This is a genomic window from Actinophytocola sp. (assembly GCF_045807065.1).
Classification (GTDB): domain Bacteria; phylum Actinomycetota; class Actinomycetes; order Mycobacteriales; family Pseudonocardiaceae; genus Actinophytocola.
In genome coordinates, this window is record NZ_JBJMIE010000329.1 from 1 (window position 1) to 19,620 (window position 19,620).

At 70.3% G+C, this 19,620-nt stretch carries 20 protein-coding genes and 2 pseudogenes; 12 read left to right on the plus strand and 10 right to left on the minus strand.

The annotated features are described in order from the left end of the window. The first annotated feature begins 102 nt into the window (after window positions 1-102). Entirely contained in the window at window positions 103-486 is a 384-nt protein-coding gene (locus tag ACJ73U_RS19020) for a F0F1 ATP synthase subunit epsilon (RefSeq protein ID WP_407778993.1), read from the plus strand. A gap of 19 nt (window positions 487-505) precedes the next feature. Then, window positions 506-958, plus strand: a complete 453-nt coding sequence (locus tag ACJ73U_RS19025; RefSeq protein WP_407778994.1) for a DUF2550 domain-containing protein — start codon at window positions 506-508, stop codon at window positions 956-958. On the opposite strand, the gene ACJ73U_RS19030 is transcribed toward ACJ73U_RS19025, so the two are convergent. From ACJ73U_RS19030 to ACJ73U_RS19060, 7 genes are all read right to left on the minus strand, one after another. Then, window positions 955-1,533, minus strand: coding sequence for a cob(I)yrinic acid a,c-diamide adenosyltransferase (locus ACJ73U_RS19030; protein WP_407778995.1), 579 nt, complete (start codon window positions 1,531-1,533; stop codon window positions 955-957). The genes ACJ73U_RS19025 and ACJ73U_RS19030 overlap by 4 nt on opposite strands. A gap of 10 nt (window positions 1,534-1,543) precedes the next feature. After that, complete coding sequence (locus ACJ73U_RS19035) at window positions 1,544-2,332, minus strand: ESX secretion-associated protein EspG (protein WP_407778996.1); 789 nt, start codon at window positions 2,330-2,332, stop codon at window positions 1,544-1,546. Next, on the minus strand, window positions 2,329-3,570 hold the full coding sequence (locus ACJ73U_RS19040) for a PPE domain-containing protein (protein ID WP_407778997.1): 1,242 nt from the start codon (window positions 3,568-3,570) through the stop codon (window positions 2,329-2,331). Before ACJ73U_RS19040 ends, ACJ73U_RS19035 begins: the two co-directional genes overlap by 4 nt. Before the next feature lie 28 nt (window positions 3,571-3,598). Next, window positions 3,599-4,186, minus strand: a complete 588-nt coding sequence (locus ACJ73U_RS19045) for a DUF3558 domain-containing protein (RefSeq protein WP_407778998.1) — start codon at window positions 4,184-4,186, stop codon at window positions 3,599-3,601. Beyond that, window positions 4,183-4,530 carry a PE domain-containing protein gene (locus ACJ73U_RS19050; RefSeq protein WP_407778999.1) on the minus strand — a complete coding sequence of 116 codons (348 nt, stop codon included), beginning with the start codon at window positions 4,528-4,530 and terminating at the stop codon, window positions 4,183-4,185. Before ACJ73U_RS19050 ends, ACJ73U_RS19045 begins: the two co-directional genes overlap by 4 nt. 288 nt (window positions 4,531-4,818) lie before the next feature. Next, window positions 4,819-5,883 (minus strand): zinc-binding dehydrogenase, encoded by a 1,065-nt coding sequence (locus ACJ73U_RS19055; protein ID WP_407779000.1) that lies wholly within the window; start codon window positions 5,881-5,883, stop codon window positions 4,819-4,821. A gap of 60 nt (window positions 5,884-5,943) precedes the next feature. After that, window positions 5,944-6,639: a hypothetical protein gene (locus ACJ73U_RS19060; protein ID WP_407779001.1), complete on the minus strand. Its 696-nt coding sequence runs from the start codon at window positions 6,637-6,639 to the stop codon at window positions 5,944-5,946. Window positions 6,640-6,744: 105 nt separating this feature from the next. On the opposite strand from ACJ73U_RS19060, the gene murA reads away from it, so the two are divergent. From murA to ggt, 3 genes and pseudogenes are all read left to right on the plus strand, one after another. Beyond that, a complete protein-coding gene (gene murA, locus ACJ73U_RS19065; RefSeq protein ID WP_407779002.1) occupies window positions 6,745-8,019 on the plus strand; it encodes a UDP-N-acetylglucosamine 1-carboxyvinyltransferase in 1,275 nt (424 codons plus the stop codon). Between the two features lie 124 nt (window positions 8,020-8,143). After that, window positions 8,144-8,311, plus strand: a pseudogene (locus ACJ73U_RS19070) (response regulator transcription factor); the annotation flags it as partial. Window positions 8,312-8,443: 132 nt separating this feature from the next. Beyond that, window positions 8,444-10,267 (plus strand): gamma-glutamyltransferase, encoded by a 1,824-nt coding sequence (gene ggt, locus ACJ73U_RS19075; RefSeq protein WP_407779012.1) that lies wholly within the window; start codon window positions 8,444-8,446, stop codon window positions 10,265-10,267. A 439-nt stretch (window positions 10,268-10,706) separates the two neighbouring features. Here ggt and ACJ73U_RS19080 read toward each other — a convergent pair whose 3' ends face one another. Next, entirely contained in the window at window positions 10,707-10,994 is a 288-nt protein-coding gene (locus tag ACJ73U_RS19080; protein WP_407779003.1) for a hypothetical protein, read from the minus strand. A gap of 125 nt (window positions 10,995-11,119) precedes the next feature. Between ACJ73U_RS19080 and ACJ73U_RS19085 the strand changes: the two genes are divergently transcribed. The 3 genes from ACJ73U_RS19085 to ACJ73U_RS19095 are packed head-to-tail and all read left to right on the plus strand — an operon-like array spanning window position 11,120 to window position 14,842. Continuing rightward, window positions 11,120-13,141, plus strand: a complete 2,022-nt coding sequence (locus tag ACJ73U_RS19085) for a protein meaA (RefSeq protein WP_407779004.1) — start codon at window positions 11,120-11,122, stop codon at window positions 13,139-13,141. 4 nt (window positions 13,142-13,145) lie between these two features. Then, window positions 13,146-14,048: a transporter substrate-binding domain-containing protein gene (locus ACJ73U_RS19090; protein WP_407779005.1), complete on the plus strand. Its 903-nt coding sequence runs from the start codon at window positions 13,146-13,148 to the stop codon at window positions 14,046-14,048. A 29-nt stretch (window positions 14,049-14,077) separates the two neighbouring features. Beyond that, complete coding sequence (locus tag ACJ73U_RS19095) at window positions 14,078-14,842, plus strand: enoyl-CoA hydratase-related protein (protein WP_407779006.1); 765 nt, start codon at window positions 14,078-14,080, stop codon at window positions 14,840-14,842. On the opposite strand, the gene ACJ73U_RS19100 is transcribed toward ACJ73U_RS19095, so the two are convergent. Together ACJ73U_RS19100 and ACJ73U_RS19105 are read right to left on the minus strand one after the other, a co-directional pair. After that, window positions 14,757-15,968 (minus strand): MFS transporter, encoded by a 1,212-nt coding sequence (locus ACJ73U_RS19100; RefSeq protein WP_407779007.1) that lies wholly within the window; start codon window positions 15,966-15,968, stop codon window positions 14,757-14,759. The two genes, ACJ73U_RS19095 and ACJ73U_RS19100, sit on opposite strands and share 86 nt — an antisense overlap. Window positions 15,969-15,981: 13 nt before the next feature. Further along, window positions 15,982-16,188: a hypothetical protein gene (locus tag ACJ73U_RS19105; protein ID WP_407779008.1), complete on the minus strand. Its 207-nt coding sequence runs from the start codon at window positions 16,186-16,188 to the stop codon at window positions 15,982-15,984. A gap of 170 nt (window positions 16,189-16,358) precedes the next feature. Here ACJ73U_RS19105 and ACJ73U_RS19110 point away from each other — a divergent pair. The 4 genes and pseudogenes from ACJ73U_RS19110 to ACJ73U_RS19125 all read left to right on the plus strand — a co-directional run. Beyond that, a pseudogene (locus tag ACJ73U_RS19110) lies at window positions 16,359-16,556 on the plus strand (response regulator transcription factor); the annotation flags it as partial. A gap of 9 nt (window positions 16,557-16,565) precedes the next feature. Next, window positions 16,566-17,225 carry an endonuclease NucS gene (nucS, locus tag ACJ73U_RS19115; protein ID WP_407779009.1) on the plus strand — a complete coding sequence of 220 codons (660 nt, stop codon included), beginning with the start codon at window positions 16,566-16,568 and terminating at the stop codon, window positions 17,223-17,225. A gap of 57 nt (window positions 17,226-17,282) precedes the next feature. Next, window positions 17,283-18,269, plus strand: a complete 987-nt coding sequence (locus tag ACJ73U_RS19120) for a DUF3558 family protein (protein ID WP_407779010.1) — start codon at window positions 17,283-17,285, stop codon at window positions 18,267-18,269. Window positions 18,270-18,795: 526 nt separating this feature from the next. Continuing rightward, window positions 18,796-19,620: 3-hydroxyacyl-CoA dehydrogenase family protein (locus tag ACJ73U_RS19125; RefSeq protein WP_407779011.1), on the plus strand; the 825-nt coding region annotated here is incomplete at its 3' end.

A 19,620-nucleotide genomic window follows, 5' to 3' on the forward strand; every position in this document is an offset into this window, starting at 1 on the left:
GATCGCCAAGGGTGAGTTCGACGACGTGCCGGAGCAGGCGTTCTTCCTCTGCGGCGGTCTCGAGGACCTCGACCGCAACCGCAAGAAGCTGCAGGGCTGACCATGGCGGACATGCACGTGGAGCTGGTCGCGGTCGAGCGGCGGCTCTGGTCGGGCGAGGCGAACTTCGTCCTCGCCCGCACCACCGTCGGCGACATCGGCGTGCTGCCCGGCCACGAGCCGACGCTGGCGCAGATGGAGGAAGCCGGTGTGGTGCGGATCGACGCCACGGACGGTACGCAGCTGACGGTCGCGGTGCACGGCGGGTTCCTCTCGATCACGCCCGAGGGCGTGACGGTGCTGGCCGAGTTCGCGGAGCTGTCCGAGGAGATCGACGTCTCCCGGGCGCGCAAGGCGCTCGAGCGTGCCGACTCCGAGGATCCCGAGGGCGTCGCGGCGGCGAAACGGGCTCATGCGCGCCTCAGAGCCGCCGGCGAGGCCGAGTAGGAAGGGCTGGCTGCCGGCGATGGGGGAGACGGAGCTCGTCGCCGGCTTGCTGCTTGCCCTCTGTCTCCTGCTCGTGATCTGTCTGGTCGTACGACGAGTGCGGCTGATCCGGGGCGGCGGCGTGGACGTGAGTCTGCGCCGCCGCCCTGCTGTTTCGCGGGAGCCGGACAGCGGCTCGGGCTGGCAGTCGGGCGTGGGCCGCTACCGCGGCGACGACCTGGCCTGGTTCCGGCTCACCAGCCTCTGGCCCGGCCCCACGGTGGTGGTGGACCGGACGGTGCTGGAGATCGTGGACCGCCGGATCCCCACGGAGGCCGAGTCCGTCACGCTGCCCACCGCGGGCGTGGTGCTCCGGTGCCGGACGCCGGCGGGTGCGCTGGAGCTGGCGATGGCCCCTGGTGTGCTGACGGGCTTCCTCGCGTGGCTGGAGGCCACCCCACCGGGTCGCACGGGCTATCGCCAGGCGTCCTAGCCGGCCTGAGGACCACCTGGCTGCCACAGGACGTCGCCGCCGGGGTTCGCGACGCGGCCGAGGATGAACAGCAGGTCCGAGAGCCGGTTGAGATAGCGGGCCGTGAGCGGGTTCGTGTGCTCCACATCGACGGCCAGGAGCGCCCACACCGACCGCTCGGCACGCCGGGTCACGGTGCGTGCGACGTGCAGGTACGCCGCGCCGGGCGTACCGCCGGGCAGGATGAACGAGGCGAGCTTCGGCAGGTCCTCGTTGAACGCGTCGCACCAGCCCTCGAGCCGGGTGACGTAGTCGTCGGTGATCCGCAGCGGCGGGTACTTCGGGTCGGGCACCACCGGCGCACAGAAGTCGGCGCCGACGTCGAAGAGGTCGTTCTGCACCGCCCGCAGCACGTCCAGCAGTTCGTCGGCCAGCCCACCCATGGCGACGGCGACCCCGATGGCGGCATTGGCCTCGTCGACGTCCGCGTAGGCAGCCAGCCGAGGGTCCGTCTTGGACACCCGCTGCCCGTCCCCGAGTGCGGTGGTGCCGTCGTCGCCGACCCTGGTGTAAACGCGAGTGATGTGAACCGCCATGGCTCGCACCCTACCGGCGGGCCCGGACGAGCCCGTCCAGCAACTCCTCGACCTGCCTGGTCACGGCGGACGGCCCGCCCGGACTGAGCGTCACCCACACCGCGTCGCCACTGGGCCGGCGGGTGAACAGGTACCGGCCCCGCGGGTTGTCGTAGAAGCTGACGACGTGGTCCGCGCGCAGCCGCTCACCGTGCCGAGGGGTGTGCGCCGCCCCGATGTGCCCGAACCGAACGACCTGGCTGGTCACCGCCACGACCTTGCGGGCCTCGTCCTTCCCGAGCCCGGCGGACACCAGCGCGCGGCGCAGCGCGTCGGGGTCGCTCCCGGCCCGCGCGGCACACGCGTCCAACGTCTCGGCGGGCAGGGTGATCGACACCCCGGTGCCCGCCGGATGCGCCGGCAGCCGGGCGACCATCGCCCGCGCGAGCCCGGTGGCCGCCGTCAGCCACACGGTGAGGTGCCCGGCGTCGAGCACCCCCACGGCGCCCCTGGTCCCGCTCGAGCCGACGAGCACTGAGGTACGCGGGCCGTCCGCCGACAGGTGCAGCCGCCCGTCGACCTCCCACTCGGGCCGCGCGAGCACCCGCAGACAGGACCGCAGGTCGGGCTCGACGGCGCCGGGGGTCCCCAGTCCCCTGCCGGCCATCGACTTCCACGCCGCCGCCCGCAGCACGTCCCGCTCGCCGACGGTCCGGCCGTGCGCGTTGACGTCCAGGACGGGCGGGCGCCGTCCCAGCTCGAGGTGTTCCCAGAGGATGTCGTACTCGAGCCAACTCAGCGTGAAGGTACCGCCACTCACCCGTCGTCTTCCTCGTCGCCGATCACCGAGGGCGCCACCGGCGGGTTGTCGTCCCAGAAGCCGTCGTGGCTGCTCACCAGGTACTCCGCGGTCCTGTGCTCCTTGTCGTCGTCTCCCTCGGCACGGTGGCCCGCGGGTCCCACCCCCATGCCGCCGGCGCGGGTGCCGGCCGCCCCGGTGCCGCCCCGCCCCGCGGTGCGCTCCTCGGGCAAGCCGCCACCGACACCCGCAGTCCTGCCGCCCCGGCCGGCGTCGGACCCACGCCCGCCGTTACCCCGACCCGCGGAACTCCGCCCGCCACCGTCCGCGGCCGACTCGCCGGGAGCGCCACCTGTGCCGGTGCCACCCGTGCCGATGCCCGGCAGCACCGGCAGCGAGCCACTCCGGTACTGGTCGACGCGCAACCCGGTCGTCGGTGGGCCTTCCGCCGGCGGCAGGCCCACCGACGAAGGCCGCGTTCCGACGGTGCTGGGGGTGGTGGTGCCCCGAGACCCCGACGCGTCGCCGGTCCCCGGCCCTGGCGCCGGCGTGGAGCCTGGCTGGGTGGCACCGGGCGAGCGGCAGTCGCCCGGCTCCGGGGTTCCGTCGTCGACCCTCGGCCCAGGCCCGGGCCACTCGCTGACGCCGCCGGGGATGACGTCCCCACCCTTGGGCCGCGGAGGCGCCACGTCCACAGTGACCGAAGGCGGCGGCACGAACCGCCCGATGCCTGTCCGGGCGACCCCGGACGCGACGTCGTAGCCGTCCATGACCCGAACCGCCTCAGCCTTGGCCTCCTGCGCGGCGGCCTCCTGTTTGTCCTGGTCGGTCTGCCCACCGAACAAATGCGTGAACCCGGCGGGAATCCCCCCGAAGTCCCCGTTGGCGGTCGAGGTGACCGGCACGGGCTCGGGCATCGTGTTCTTCGCCGCGGAGTAGGCACTGACATGCGTGTCGGTACTGGCCTGACTCGCGAGACTCGCCGTGTGCACGTCATCGGCCCACTGCGCGAGCGGCGTGACCCCGGCCCGCATCGCGTCAGCGGCGGCGCCCTCCCACACCGCGCCGGCCCTGGCCAGCGCCGCCTCCGTCCGCTCCCGCGCATGCGCCATCACATCGGCCAGTTCTCTCCAGCCGTCCTGCGCTCCGGTAGCACCGGACACACCCGCGCCATCGGGCAGGAAGAATCCACCCTTGCCGTGAATCCGGTCGTACAGTTCGCGGTGCGAGTACCCGTCCCAGTTGTGACGACCGTTCACCGGATTTCCCCCGTGTTCATGATTTTGGTCATGACGCCACCAACGCCTTCATCGCGGACTCCGCCATCAGGTAGGCGAGCTGGCATCGCTCTGGTTTCCCGGGATCGTTCGGGTCCGGTGTCGCGATGGTCATCAGGAACTGGCCGTCCGCGACGTCCACAACTGCCCAACAAGCCTGCCGATCGGTATTGCTTGCCACAGTGATGGTGTGAAATCCGTCGATCGGTCGGGTGTCCCTGATCTCGGCGTTGTACCTGTCCTCGGTCCATATACCGATACCCGCGGTCACCACCAGCACCACGTCCCCTGCCTCGGAGTAGTAGCAGTCCGGCGATTTGAAGTCCGGGTGTTCGGATGGTTCGCCGGGTCCTTCGATACCGAACTTCGGCCAGTCGGCTTGCGGGATGACACACGGATCCTTGCCGTTGAGATTGATTTCCCGAGGTCGCTCGCTGGACGGTCCGGTGCTGGTCGTGGGGTCGGCGGTGTTTGCTTCGCCGCTGCTGGACGCGGTGTTGTCGGGCAGCGGTTCGCCAGCCGACGTCTGGGTGCAGCCCGCCACGACCAGCGCTGCCGACAAGGCGGCGATGAGAGGCAACCAGCGGGTTGGGGTCACCGCATACTCCGCCGGAAGGTTCGTGTGTTGGTGTCTTCGACGAGGTCATAGGTTCTGACCGCCCGGTCGAGCGTGACGAGAATGTTCTCGAGTTCGTTCAGGTAGCCCCGGGCCACCTCGATTGCTACCAGGGAGTTCTCGTTGAACGCCTCGGCTGTCTCGGAGCTCACCAGGTCGGCGCCGAGCGGTCGCATGGTCATCGCCGGTGCTCTTCGGTTCAGGAATTTGTTCACCTCGTCGTGGATCGACTGGAGTTCGGTCTTGAGGTGAAGTACTTGATCGGGATCTACACGCAGGGTGCTCGTGCTCGGGCCGGTATTAGTTCCGTCTGTCCGAAATGGCATTGTGATTCCCCCCTCGAGCGCGCCACGGCGCTCGCACCAACAACGCAGCATATTTCGGGCAGTCGTAAATCACGGTGCGGAACGGGGTGAACCCACCCGGTTGGATGATGGCCGTCACGAAGATGGATGAATGACCGTTACCAAAAGTATTCGGTCAGAACTTCGACAATGATCAACCGTACTTGCCGCGATCACGATCACCGTATCGGACGGATGCGAGAGTGCTCGGTTTGGAGTGTCGCCGGCCGGCATTCATGGCGGGTGGTAGCTGGTTGCCGCGGCCGACGTTCAGCGCGTCTCAAGCAGTGTTTTGCCGATGGTTGCTCGGGACTGGATGGCGGCGTGGGCCGCTGCGGCCTGGGCGAGGGGGAATCGCTGTCCGATGATCGGGTGCAGGCGGCCCTCGGCGGCTTCGGTGAGTGCGCTTTCCGTGTATGCCCGCAGCTCCGCCGGGGTCGCAGACGGGCGCACCAGTGTGATGCCACGGGACGTCGCCTCGGTTTCTTCGATCTCGACCCAGCTGCCGCTGGCCAGGCCGAAACTCACCATGCGTCCGCCGCGATCGAGTAGTTCGAACGCGGTTCGCGCGATCGCGCCGCCGACACCGTCGAAGACCATGTCGACTGCGCCTACCGCGTCTCGTACGCGCTTCGCCCAGCCACCGTCCACACTGTCGTTCCTGCCGTCGTTCCTGCCGTTGTCCTCGCCGCTGTTCGTGCCGTCGGCTGCGCGGTCGGTTGTGCCGTCGTTCGTGCGGTCGGCTGTGCCGTTATCGGTGTAGTCGACGGCGAACTCGGCCCCGAGTCGCATGGCGACCTCGGCCTTTCGTGGGCCGCCGACTGCCGCGACCACACGGGCACCTGCCGCCTTGGCCAGTTGCACGAGCAGGCTGCCCACGCCACCGGCCGCCGCCTCCACTAGGACTCGTTCACCCGGCTCGATGGCCGCGGCGCGGGTCATCATGGTGGCGGTCCTGCCGTCGGCGAGGAGTGCGACCGCCGTGTCCAGGGCCAGCGCGTCCGGGACGTGGAACACCGCGTCCGCACTCACCGCGACCCGTTCCGCGTACGCGCCCGTGCCGCCGGTGCTTGTGATCACTCGCGTGCCCACGAGGTCCGGCGCGACGCCCGTGCCCACCGAGGACACGACCCCGCCGACTCCGTTTCCCGGAATCATCGGCAGTGTCGCCGCGAACGGGCCGGCGCCGGTCGCCCGGAACTGCGTCTCGATGAACGTGATGTTCACGAACTCGACGTCGACGACCACCTGACCCGGTGCCGCGACCGGGTCCGGCGCCTCCCCGAGCGCCAGCACCTCCGGCGCACCGAACTCACGCAACCACACCGCACGCATCAGGCCCTCCGATCATCAGGGACCCTGAGCGTGCAACTTCGACCAATGTGGAGGTCAAGGTCACGCGTCCGGTGGTGGCTGCCCCTGTCCGTCCGTGTCGTCCGAGCCGAAGGGCAGCCCACCGAGCTCACGGACGCCGCTCGTCTGGCGTGATCTGGCCGCGCGCAGCCGGTCGCCGAACAGGCCGAGCGTCCCGGTCGCGACCGCGACGATCGCGAGCAGCACGACCACGAGCCAGAACCCGACCTCGGTGTGCAGCATGTCGTCGACGGCTGCTTCCAGCTGCTGCACCTCCTGCGTGGCCATCCCGGACTCCGGTATCGCCTGGAGCACCGCGGACCTGAGGTGCGACTGGGCGACCAGCTCGGTGACCACCGTCACGATCAGCGCCGCGCCGGCCACCGCCGCGGCTCCCAGCAGCCGTGTCCTGAGCCGCGGGACCAGGCCCGTGAACACACCCGCCAAGGCGAGCGCCGCCAGCACGATGGCGAGCACCTGCACATCGGCGTCCGGCAGATGGCTGAGTTCCTTCGGTGCGTCCCCGTCCGAGAGGCCCTGCAGCTCGGTCTGCAACTGCCGCAGCTCGGTCGACACGTCCGGCTCGGTTCCGGTCACCAGGTCGCTGCCCGTGTAGTTCGCACCCACGTCGCCGTACTGGGGCACGTCACATGACACCGAGACGAACGGCAGCAGGAAGAACAGCAGCAGTACCAGCGCGAACCCGGCCGGGCTCACGAACCGGGACAGGACCTTCAACGGGGCGACCCCTCGCTAGACAACCGGGTGGCGGCAGGGTAGCGGACCGTGCCGACGACCGGGCGGCGCACGTGTGCCGCCGTGACTCGGGCATGATGGGCGCTCGTGACAGAGCACTTCCAGGTACACGGCGGCGCGCGGCTGGCCGGCGAGGTCGATGTCGTGGGCGCCAAGAACAGCGTGTTGAAGCTGATGGCGGCCGCCCTCTTGGCGGAGGGCACGACGACGCTCACCAACTGCCCGCAGATCCTGGACGTGCCGCTCATGGCCGAGGTCCTGCGCAGCCTCGGCTGCACGGTGACCATCGAGACCGACACGGTCACGATCACCACCCCCGCCGACCTCAACCACCGCGCCGACTCGCCCGCGATGGGCAAGCTCCGCGCCTCCGTGTGCGTGCTCGGCCCCCTGGTCGGCCGCTGCAAGCGGGCGGTCGTCGCGTTGCCCGGCGGTGACGCCATCGGCTCGCGACCGCTCGACATGCACCAGAACGGCCTGCGTCAGCTCGGCGCGCACAGCGAGATCGAGCACGGCTGCGTCGTCGCCGAGGCCGAGGGGCTGCACGGCGCCCAGATCTGGTTGGACTTCCCCAGCGTCGGCGCCACCGAGAACATCCTCATGGCGGCCGTGCTCGCGAACGGCACCACGGTGATCGACAACGCGGCACGCGAGCCCGAGATCATCGACCTCTGCACGATGCTCCAGCAGATGGGCGGCAAGATCGAGGGCGCGGGCACCTCGACGCTGACCGTCCACGGCGTGGACGCCCTCCAGCCGACCGAGCACCGCGTGATCGGTGACCGCATCGTCGGCGCCACCTGGGCCTTCGCCGCCGCGATGACCCGGGGTGACGTCACCGTGCGTGGCGTGGACCCCCACCACCTGGACCTGGTGCTGGAGAAGCTGCGCACGGCGGGCGCCGAGGTGACGATCATCGACGGCCAGTCGTTCCGCGTGGTGCAGCACGACCGGCCCAAGGCGGTCGACTTCGTGACGCTGCCCTACCCGGGCTTCGCCACCGACCTCCAGCCCTTCGCCATTGCGTTGACCTCGATCGCCGACGGCACCTCCATGATCACCGAGAACCTGTTCGAGGCCAGGTTCCGCTTCATCGAGGAGATGGTGCGCCTGGGCGCGGACGCCCGCACCGACGGCCACCACGCCGTGGTCCGCGGCGTCGAGCGCCTGTCCAGCGCCCCCGTGTGGGCCTCCGACATCCGAGCCGGCGTCGGCCTGGTCCTGGCCGGTCTGTGCGCCGAGGGCGTGACCGAGGTCTGGGACGTGTTCCACATCGACCGCGGCTACCCGGGCCTGGTGGAGAACCTGGTCAAGCTGGGCGCGGACGTCCGGCGCGTGGCCGGCGAGCCGGAACGGAACTGACCTACCGCACCTCGCTCCGGCTCCTGTTCCTGCGGCGTTCCCGCACCAGCCTCACGCGCCGTGCCCTGCTCGGCATGCCGGCCTCGCGCTGGGCTGCCTGGCCGCGGTCGTGGAGTTCGTCTTCGTGTGGTGCGGCAGCTGGTCCGGCGCAGCTCGCACGTCGACCCCGCTCACTCAGCGGGAACGCGAGGTTCTGGAGAAGATGGCTGAGACACACCGGAACCCCGGCATCGCCAGACAACTGCACATCTCGCTGTCGACAGTGGAGAAGACCGCGAACTCGATCTTCGACAAGGTCGGCATCGGGGGAGGACGCGGCCTACAGCAGGCGGGTACTGGCCGTACTCCGCTACCTCAACTCGTGACGTTGTGTTTGGCGATGACTGCGGGTAAGAAACATGACGGCCCTGCGAAAGGAGCTGGCATGCACACGCGCCGACTTGGTCTGCCACTCGCTCTACTGCTCACTGTCGGTCTCACCGCCTCGCCCGTGGCCGGGGCGGCGAGCACAGGAAAAGTGCCGGTGGCCACCGGGTACGGGGGCGCGGTCGTGTCGGACACGATCGAGTCGACCCAGGCCGGTATCGACGTCCTGCGGAAGGGCGGCACGGCGGCCGACGCGGCCGTCGCGGTCGCGGCCACCCTGGGCGTGACCGACCCGTACGTCGCGGGGCTGGGTGGCGGCGGGTACTTCGTGTACTACAACGCACGCACCGGGCAGGTCAGCACCATCGACGGTCGGGAGACCGCACCGCGGGCCGCCACCGAGCAGCTGTTCGTCGACCCGGCGACCGGGCAGGCCTACGCCTTCCCGACGGCGGTGACCAGCGGGCTCAGCGTCGGCGTGCCCGGGATGCTCGCCACCTGGCAGCGGGCGCTGGACCGGTGGGGCCGCTTCTCGCTGCGGGACAACCTCAAGCCGGCGATCGCCGTGGCCGAGCGGGGCTTCACGGTCGACGCGACGTTCCGGGAGCAGACCCGGCAGAACCAGGGCCGCTTCGCGCAGTTCGGGTCGACGGCCAAGCTGTTCCTGCCGGGTGGCCAGCTGCCGGTGGTCGGCTCGACGCTGCGCAACCCGGACCTCGCCGCCACCTACCGGCAGATCGCGCGGGACGGCATCCGCGCCTTCTACGGCGGCGACGTCGGTCGGGACGTCGTCGCGACCGTGCAGAACCCGCCGGTCGCGGCCGGCGCGACGATCGACCCGATGCCTGGGCTGATGACCCTCGGTGACCTCCGTGCCTACCGGGCCATCGACCGGCGGCCGACCCACGTCGACTACCGCGGGTACGACGTCTACGGCATGGCGCCGTCCTCCAGCGGCGGCATCACCGTCGGCGAGTCGCTGAACATCCTCGAACGGTTCCGGCTGTCGGGCATGACCGAGGCGCAGGCCCTGCACCACTACCTGGAGGCCAGCCGCCTCGCGTTCGCGGACCGGGGGCGCTACATCGGCGACTCGGACTACGTGCGGGTGCCGCAGCAGACGCTCCTGTCCGACCGGTTCGCCAGGCAGCGGGCCTGCGAGATCGACCAGACGAAGGCGGCGCCCGGCGCGGTCCCGCCCGGCGACCTGAACGGGTCCGGCCAGTGCGCCCCGGCCGGCCAGGCCACGCCGGGTGGCAACGAGGGCGACCACACCAACCACTTCGTGGTGAGCGACCGGTGGGGCAACGTCGTGTCCTACACGAACACGATCGAGCAGCTGGGCGGCAGCGGCATCGTGGTGCCCGGCCGCGGCTTCCTGCTCAACAACGAGCTGACCGACTTCAACTTCACGCCGACGCAGGGCTCCGCGCCCGACCCGAACCTGCCGGCGCCGGGCAAGCGGCCGCGGTCGAGCATGTCCCCGACGATCGTGCTCAAGCACGGCAAGCCGTTCCTCGCGGTCGGCTCGCCGGGCGGCGCGACCATCATCACGACCGTGCTGCAGATCCTGGTCAACCGGATCGACCTCGGCATGACGCTGCCCGAGGCGATCGCGGCCCCGCGGGCGTCACAGCGGAACGCGGCGCAGACGCAGGTGGAGCCGGCGTTCCTGCAGTTGCCGGTGGCGGCTGGGTTGCAGGCGCTGGGGCATCAGTTCGTCGTCCGGGACACGAGTTCGCTCGATCCGTCGATCAAGATCAGTCCGGATATCGGCGTGGCTTCCGGGCTTGAGTTCGATGGGCGCGGGAAGGTGCTCGCGGCTGGTGAGCCGGTGCGGCGGGGTGGTAGCGCGGCGGCTGTGGTGTCTCCCGCTCACTGATCGCTGAGGTTGGCCGGTCTGGGCGGCCCGGCGTGCATAGGGAGGATTTGGCAACGGGGTTGCTTTGGCCAGGCCCGGCTTCTTCGGAAGCCGGGCCTGGCGGTTCGGGGCGAGGGTGCGCGGGGAGGGGTTGGTGACGGGGTTGCGTTGGTGAGACTCGGCTTCTTCGGAGGCGGGCCTGGTGGCGCCGCATCTGCTGCTCGATGACCGTGGTGACGCGGTCGCGGCAGCGCTGGCTGTCCGCGGGGCCGGGGTGCGTGGGAGAGGTTGGGCAACGGGGTTGCTTTGACCAGGCCCGGCTTTCTTTGGAGGCCGGGTCGGGTGATTCGGGGCCGGGTGCGGGGGGCACAGGGCTGGCTTCGTGAGGCCAGCTTTCTCGTGAGCCGAAGGGAATGGGCGCAGCGAGGGCGGGGCGGAGCGGCTTCGTCGGAAGTAGTCGTCAGTCCGCCAGTAGGGTGCGGATCGCTGTTGCCTGGTCCGCGGGGAAGACCAGTACGCGTAGGCCGCCGTCGGGGTCCGGAACCGTGGTGGCCCGGACGCCGACGCTCTGCAGCCTTTCCTCCACCACCCGCGCCGCCGTGGTGGAGGGGACCTTGGCCACCTCTTTCAGCAGGCCGTAGTCCTTGCGGTGCGCGCGGTCCGTATCCATGTTCGACGCCCACTTCAGCACCATCGCGAACACGGCCATGACCAGCAGGCCGATCAGCGGGACCAACAGGACGGACATCCTCCCATTGTCGCGCCGCCATCTGGGGAAAGCCAGGAAGGACGGCGACATTCACCACACACCCGCTGCCGGGGAGGTTACTGGCCAGTACGCTCGGGGGAACCGCATCGACGGAGGTGGTTTCGATGGCGTATCCAACCGATGCTGAGCGGGACCGGCCATGGGTCATGCGGACCTATGCCGGGCACTCGTCCGCGGCCGCCTCCAACCGGCTCTACCGGCGCAACCTGGAGAAAGGGCAGACCGGGCTCTCCGTCGCCTTCGATCTCCCCACGCAGACCGGGTACGACCCCGACCACGAGCTGGCCCGGGGTGAGGTCGGCAAGGTGGGTGTGCCCATCAGCCACATCGGGGACATGCGGCAGCTCTTCGACGGCATCCCGCTCGCCGACGCCAACACCTCGATGACCATCAACGCCACCGCCATGTGGTTGTTCGCCCTCTACGTGGAGCTTGCCAAGGAGCAGGCCGAAGAGGACGGCAGGGACTGGCACGAGGTGGTCGCCAGGCTCACCGGCACCACCCAGAACGACATCATCAAGGAGTACCTCTCCCGCGGCACCTACGTCTTCCCGCCCGGCCCCTCGCTGCGGCTCATCACCGACATGGTCGCCTGGACCGTCGCCAACGTGCCCAAGTGGAATCCCACCAACATCTGCAGCTATCACCTGCAGGAGGCCGGCGCGACCCCTGTCCAGGAAGTCGCCTACGCCATGTGTACGGCCATCGCCGTCCTTGACGCTGTGCGGGACTCGGGGCAGGTGCCGCAGGACAAGATGGGCGACGTCGTCGCCCGGATCTCCTTCTTCGTCAACGCCGGGGTGCGGTTCGTCGAGGAGATGTGCAAGATGCGTGCCTTCGCCCAGCTCTGGGACGAGATCACGCGCGACCGGTACGGCGTCGAGAACCCCAAGCACCGCCGCTTCCGCTACGGCGTGCAGGTGAACTCGCTCGGGCTCACCGAGGCGCAGCCCGAGAACAACGTGCAACGCATCGTGCTCGAGATGCTCGCCGTCACCCTTTCGCGGGACGCTCGGGCGCGGGCCGTCCAGCTGCCCGCGTGGAACGAGGCGCTCGGCCTGCCGCGGCCGTGGGACCAGCAGTGGGCGCTGCGCATGCAGCAGGTGCTCGCCTACGAGACGGACCTCCTCGAGTACGAGGACATCTTCGCCGGCTCGCCCGTCATCCAGTCCAAGGTGGACGAGATCGTGACCGGCGCCAAGGAGGAGATCGCGCGCGTCCAGGACATGGGGGGCGCGGTCGCGGCCGTCGAGACCGGCTACATGAAGACCCAGCTGGTCGCCTCGCTCGCCGAGCGGCGGCGGCGGATCGAGGCCGGCGAGGAGATCGTCGTCGGGGTGAACCGGTTCGACACCACCGAGCCCGGCCCGCTCGGGGGCGATGGTGTCATCGAGACCATCAAGCCCGGGGTCGAGCAGGAGGCGGTCGAGGCCATCAGGCGCTGGCGGGAGCGACGCGAACAGTCCGAAGTGGACAAGGCGCTCGAGTTGCTCACCTCCGCCGCCCGCACCGACGCCAACCTCATGGAGGCCACCCTGGAATGCGCGCGTGCCGGCGTCACCACCGGGGAGTGGGCCGGGGCGTTGCGCGAGGTGTTCGGCGAATACCGGGCGCCGACCGGGGTTTCCGGGGCGTCCGCGGCCGGTGAGGCCAAGGCCGAGCTGGCGGCCGTCCGCGAGCGGGTCAGGAACACGGGCGCGGAAATCGGCGGGCGGCTGCGGATGCTCGTCGGCAAACCCGGGTTGGACGGGCATTCCAACGGCGCCGAGCAGATCGCCGTGCGGGCCAGGGACGTCGGCTTCGAGGTCGTGTACCAGGGGATCCGCCTCACCCCGACCGAGATCGTGGCCGCCGCGGTCCAGGAGGGCGTGCACGTCGTGGGACTGTCCATCCTGTCCGGTTCACACCTCGAGGTCGTCCCGGACGTGGTCGACGGCCTCAGGGAGGCGGGTGCGCAGGACATCCCCGTCGTCGTGGGCGGTATCGTTCCGCCCGCCGACGCACAGGTGCTCCTGCGGCGCGGTGTCGCTAGGGTGTTCACGCCCAAGGACTACGAGCTCACCGAGATCATGAACGAGATCGTGGACGTGGTCCGGGAAGCGAACGGGATTCACACCACGGGGTGACCACATGGGCTTGTCGCGGCGCCGGTTCTCGAGAAGAGCCCTGCTCGCCAGCACGACGCTGCTCGGCGCCGCGGCGGTCGCCGGCTGTGCGAACAAGGTCGCCGGCCAGGCCGGACCCGATCCCGACGACCTGAAGAAGGTCTCGGCGACGCCCACGCGCGCGTCGCTGCCCGACGAGGTCACCATGATCGTCGTCGCCTACCAGCCCTACACCGTCAAGAACGGCAGCGGGCTGTCCGGCCCGGTGCCCGACATCGCGCGGAAGGTGCTCACCGACCTCGGCGTGCGCGCCGTGAAGTTCACCGTGATCGACGACCAGCAGAAGATCCTGACCATGGTGGCCGCCGGAGCGCTCGAGCTGGCCGGCGGGTTGACGATCCAGCCCCAGCTGTGTGGCTCGCTCACGTTCTCGACACCCGACTACGTGTCGGGCACCGCGCTGGCCGTGCCGGCCGGCAACCCCAAGGGACTCAAGACCCTCGCGGACGTCGTGGCCCAGGGTGCCGCGGTCGGGGTGATGACCGGGCTGCCGGAGCAGACCGACGCGGCCAGGGCCGGCGTGCCGACCGACCACGTCCGCCTGGCGCCCGAACCGGTCTCGGGCCTCGAGATGGTGAAGACCGGCCAGGCCGACTGCTTCGCGTTCGACGAGCTCAGCCTGCGCGAACTGGTCAAGAGCAACGGCCAGGGGTTGGAGGTGACCGCCGCGTTCATGCCGGACGGACGCCTGCCACTCGTCGGCGCCTACGCGTTCGCCCAGGACAGTCCGCTGGTCGAGCCGTTCAACCAGGCCCTGAAGGAGCTGCACGACTCCGGCGAGTGGCTGCGGATGGTCAAACCGTTCGGGCTCAAGGAGGACAACGAGCCGCCGGCGGACCTGACCACCGAGAAGGCGTGTGCGGGCTGATCCTCCGTGCCGCGGCGTAGGGTCGCCGCATGGCGCACATCCTCGTCAAGGACGACGGTGACACCGTCCGGATCACCATGAACCGGCCGTCGAGGCGGAACTCGCTGTCCCACGAGCACCTGGCCGAGCTGCTGGCCGCGTTCGAGGAGGCCGGCAGGTCCGCGGCGACGGGCATCGTGCTGGCGGGGGAGGGGCCGGTGTTCTCCGCGGGCCACGACTTCGCCGACGTGGCGGCGCGGGACCTGACCGGCGTGCGTGAGCTGCTGCGGCTGTGCACCCATCTGATGAACACCATCCAGGCTGTGCCGCAGGTGGTGATCGCGCGGGTGCACGGGCTCGCGACCGCCGCCGGGTGCCAGCTGGTGGCCTCCTGCGACCTCGCCGTGGCCGCCGAGTCGGCCGGGTTCGCGCTGCCGGGCGGCAAAGGCGGCTGGTTCTGCCACACCCCCGCGGTGCCGGTGGCGCGGTCGATCGGGCGGAAGCGGCTGATGGAGCTGGTGCTCACCGGCGACGTCGTCGACGCGGCGACCGCCCTGGAGTGGGGCCTGGTGAACCGGGTCGTGCCGGACGACCGACTGGACCAGGCCGTCGACCACCTGCTCGTGCGGGCCACCCGCGGCAGCCGGGCCAGCAAGGCGCTCGGCAAGCAGACGATCTACGCGCAGCTGGACCGCCCCGAGGCGGACGCGTACGCGATCGCCCTGGAGGTCATGGCGTCCGCGTCCCAGCTCCCCGGTGCTCGGGAGGGGATGGCGGCGTTCCTGGAGAAGCGTCCCCCGGTGTGGCCGGACTGAGCATGCCCGCGCCGGCCACCGCCACCACGCAGAACACGACCACCAGCAGGAACGTCATGTTCAGCGGCATCAGGTGGGTCAGCGGGCCGACGATCGCCGGGCCGGCGAGGATGCCCAGGTAGCCGACGCCGGCGACGCGGGAGACGTTCGCGCCAGCGTTGTCGCGGTCGGCGTGCCCCGCCGCGCTGAACAGCTGCGGCACCGAGCCGGACAGGCCGATCCCGAACAGCGTCCAGCCCGCGATGGCCAGCGGCGCGACCGGGGCGAGCGCGGCGGTCAGCGCGCCGGCGGCGGCGATGGCCGAGCCGTAGCGGACGACCGCGGCCGGCCCGACGCGGGCGACCACCGGGTCGGTGAGCAGCCGGCCGACCGTCATGGCCGCCGCGAACCCGCCGTAGGCCAGCGCGGCCGTCCCGGGCGGGGCGTCGAGGATCGTCTGCAGGTGCAGCACGCTCCAGTCGTTCGCCACGCCCTCGGACAGCATCAGCAGCGCCGCGAGCCCGGCCATCGCCCAGATGCGGCCGGGGGTCCGGCGCCGCTGCTTCGGGCCGTGTTCGATCGGTCTCGGCGCGCGGCGGAGCAGGGCCGGTGTGGCGGCGGCCGCGGCCACCAGCGCGACGGCGGTCGCGATCGCCATGGTCGTCGCCGGCGCCCAGCCCCAGGTCAGGGTGCGTGCGCCGACGAGTGCCGCGGCGAACCCGCCGACCGACCAGACGGCGTGGAACGCGGACATGACCGGCCGGCCGTACGCGTGCTCCACCTCGACGGCGTGCGCGTTCATGCTCACGTCGAGGGCGCCGTTGCCCAGGCCGAGCGTCAGCAGCGCCCCGCCGAGCGCGAGCCAGCTGGTGGCCAGGCCGGGCAGGATGAGCGCGAGTGCGCAGAGCACCGCGGACACCGGGACCACGCGGTGCGGGCCGAAGCGGTCGGCGAGAGGGCCCGCGACCTGCATGCCGACGAACGCGCCACCGCCGAGCAGCAGCAGGAGCAGCCCCAGCGTCGCGTGGGTGATCCCGGCGCGGTGCTCGACGGCGGGGATGTGCACGAGCCACATGCCGACGACGAAGCCGTTGAGGGCGAAGAAGGCGAACGTGGCCACCCTGGCGCGTCGCAAACGTTTGTCCACACCTGCACGGTACTTACGCGTCCTGCTTCTTCCGTACGTCGGCAAGCAATATCACGACTCCGACCAGGGCCACGACGACCGCGACCGGCACCTGGGCGCCGTCCCGCAGCACGTACCGCACGAGGAACCAGCCCCGCCCGCCGTCGCGGAGCGCGCTCAACCCGCCGCCGACGCCCCGTACGCACAGGATGATGCCGATCGTCTCGATGATCCACCTCATGGGAATCCCCTTTCCTCTGGTAGGACGTGCCGACGCGACGCTCGTGGTCGAGGTGCGCAACCAGCGCACGCGGTCCACTGTGGAGAGCGGGTCGAGTCGGGGCCTGTTGAACATGCGCGAGCGGGCCCAGGCCGTGGGCGGAGTGCTGGTGGCCGGTCGCGTCGCCCGAGCTGTCGGCGTTGACGCAACGGGAGCGGGACGTGCTGGTGTGCCTCGGCGAGGGCCTGTCGAACCAGCGGATCGCGCGGCGGCTGGGCGTCGGCGAGGCGACGGTGAAGACACCCGTGTCACGCGTGCTCACCAAGCTCGACCTGCGGTCCCGCGTGCAGGCGGCGGTGCTCGCGAAGGACGCGGGCCTGGTCGGCTAGCCTGCTTCGGTGCGTCTCGTGATCGCTCGCTGCCAGGTCGACTACGCCGGCCGGCTGACCGCCCACCTGCCCATGGCCACCCGGTTGCTGCTGGTGAAGGCGGACGGTTCGGTGTCCGTGCATTCGGATGACCGGGCGTACAAGCCGCTGAACTGGATGAGCCCGCCGTGCTGGCTGACCGAGGAGCCGGGCACCTGGACGGTGGCGAACAAGGCGGGGGAGAAGCTGGTCATCACGCTCGAGCAGGTCCTGCACGACACCGCTTTCGAGCTGGGCGCCGAGCCGGGCCTGGTCAAGGACGGCGTGGAGGCCCACCTGCAGGAGCTGCTGGCCGAACACATCACCACGCTGGGTGACGGTTATTCACTCATCCGCCGCGAGTACATGACCGCGATCGGCCCGGTGGACATCCTGTGCCGCGACGGCGTCGGCGCGACCGTGGCGGTCGAGATCAAGCGGCGTGGCGAGATCGACGGGGTCGAGCAGCTGACCAGGTACCTGGAGCTGCTGAACCGCGATCCGCTGCTCGCGCCGGTGCAGGGGGTGTTCGCGGCCCAGCTGATCAAGCCGCAGGCCCGCACCCTCGCCGAGGACCGCGGCATCCGCTGCGTGACCCTCGACTACAACGCGTTGCGCGGCATCGAGTCGGACGAGTTCCGACTGTTCTAGGTGGTTGATTCGGGTGTTCGGTGCACGCCTGTCGGACGTGGTGGATACGGTGCACGTGTGAGGGGAGTCCTTGTTCTACTGAGCGTGGTCGTCGCGGTCGTGCTCGCCGGGTGCGGCGGGACGGTCGACACGACCAAGCAGACGTTTCCGCGTAGCACGGTGCCCGCCGGGAAGGTCGGCACCGACACCAGCAGCACCGGCAAGCCGAAGGCCAACGACCCCGCGTTCTCCAACGAGAAGCTGCGTGCGATCGACCCCTGTGGCCTGCTCACCAAGGACATCCTGTCGGCGGTGGGCACACCGGCCGACGACAGCCTGGACGACTTCGGCAGCTGCTCGAACTACATGAAGGACAAGGACGGCAAGGACCTCAGCATCACCGTGTACGTCGGCGAGACGATCAGCGGGGCCGAGGGCGCCGACGAGAACATCGGCGGCCTGCCCGCGATGGAGAGCAAGCTCGACGACAGCAGCGCGTGCTTCATCAGCGTCATCACGTCCACGAACCCGAACATCGGCATCCGCGTGCAGATCGGCGGGGACGGGGACGGCCTGTGCGCCACCGGCCACACCGTGCTCACCAGCATCGTCGACCTGATCAGGAACGACCCGCCCAAGCGCGAGGAGAAGACCGGGTCGATCGCCAACAGCGACCCGTGCACGCTGCTCGACACGGCGGCGCTGAAGACCGCGCTCGGCGGGGTCGAGACGACCGTGTCGCCGTACTCGCTGCACTGGTGCAACTGGCTCGGCGACTCCGTGTCGGTCGGGGTGTGGTTCCGCACCGGCTACGACCCGAAGGACAGCACGGTGGACCCCGGCACCCCGGTCGACCTGGGCAACGGTGTCACGGTGTACCAGAACGCGGAGAACGGCGTCGCCTCGTGCCGCCTCCAGTGGCGCCACCGCTCCACCGGCCAGGACGGCGCCGACGAGATCATCGAGGTCGACTTCGACAACTCGTCCCCGCCCGCGGGGGACAACGGCTGCGCATCGGCGGCGGCGGTTGCGAAGTTGCTGATCCCGGCGCTGCCGAAGCCCTGAGTGATTGGCCGGGCCCTCCGGATCGTGGCGAGCAGGACCGACATCGACGCCCGATGAGGGGCGCGAACGGCCGGTTTGCGTGGGCAGCTTCGAGCTTCGGGAGCGTGGCCACGGCGGCCTCCGGCCCTCTTGATTCAGCATGGCGTCCCACAGACGATCCCGTATCGCGCCTGCGCCGACGAGCCGTTCGCTTGGGTATTGCCTCAACGGGTTGTCCGGCGGCCTCCGGCCCCCAAGATCCACCCTAGCGGTGGGCACCGACAGAAACGGGTGGGTCCGTTGGTGGCTGTGGATGGGTGGCAACTCCAGTTGACGGGCGTCCACAACCCGCAGTCGCGGCGGCGGTGGGTGTCGGTGTCGGGTGGGAGAATGGTGATCGGGGGCCGGAGGCCAGCGGGGGAGGTGGCTCTGACTTGGTCGATCCAGTACCGCATGGCTCGTGAGCTGGGCCACGGCTGTGCTGTCACCTTTGTTACTGGCGGGTAGTGTCCGACTTGCCGGCTGGACGGGACCGCGGAGGTGCACGGTGGCACGTGAGATCCACAGCGTCGGGGTCGTCGGCCTCGGGACCATGGGTGCGGGCATCGCCGAGGTCGTGGCCAGGACCGGGCGGTCCGTGGTCGGGGTCGAGGTCGACGACCTGTGCGTCGCGCGGGGGCGGGAGCACATCGAGCACTCCACGGAGCGGGCCGTCGCCGGTGGGAAGTTGGATGCCGGGGAGCGGGCGGCGCTCCTCGGGAGGATTCGCTACACCACCGACCTCCGGGATCTCACCGACGTCGACCTCGTCGTGGAGGCCATTCCCGAGAGTCTCGAGTTGAAGGCCAGCGTCTTCACCGAGCTGGAGCAGGTCTGCCGGCCCGAGGTCATCCTCGCCTCCAACACGTCCTCGCTGTCCGTCACCGAGATCGGGGTGCACACCGGGCGGCCCGGGAAGGTTGTCGGGCTGCACTTCTTCAACCCCGCGCCCGTGTTGAAACTCGTCGAGATCGTGCGGACCGTGGTCACCGAGCCCGACGTCGTCGCCGACGTCGAGGAGTTCGCTCGTTCGCTCGGCAAGGAGCCGGTCGTCATCGGGGACCGGGCCGGGTTCATCGCCAACGCGTTGCTCTTCGGCTACCTCAACCACGCCGTCTCCATGTACGAGTCGCGGTACGCCACCCGCGAGGACCTCGACGCCGCCATGCGGTACGGCTGCGGCTACCCCATGGGCCCCCTGGCGCTCCTCGACCTCATCGGCCTCGACACCGCCTACGAGATCCTCGACACAATGTACAAGCAGGGTCGTGACCGGCTGCATGCTCCGACCCCGATCATCAAGCAGATGGTCACTGCGGGCCTCAAGGGTCGC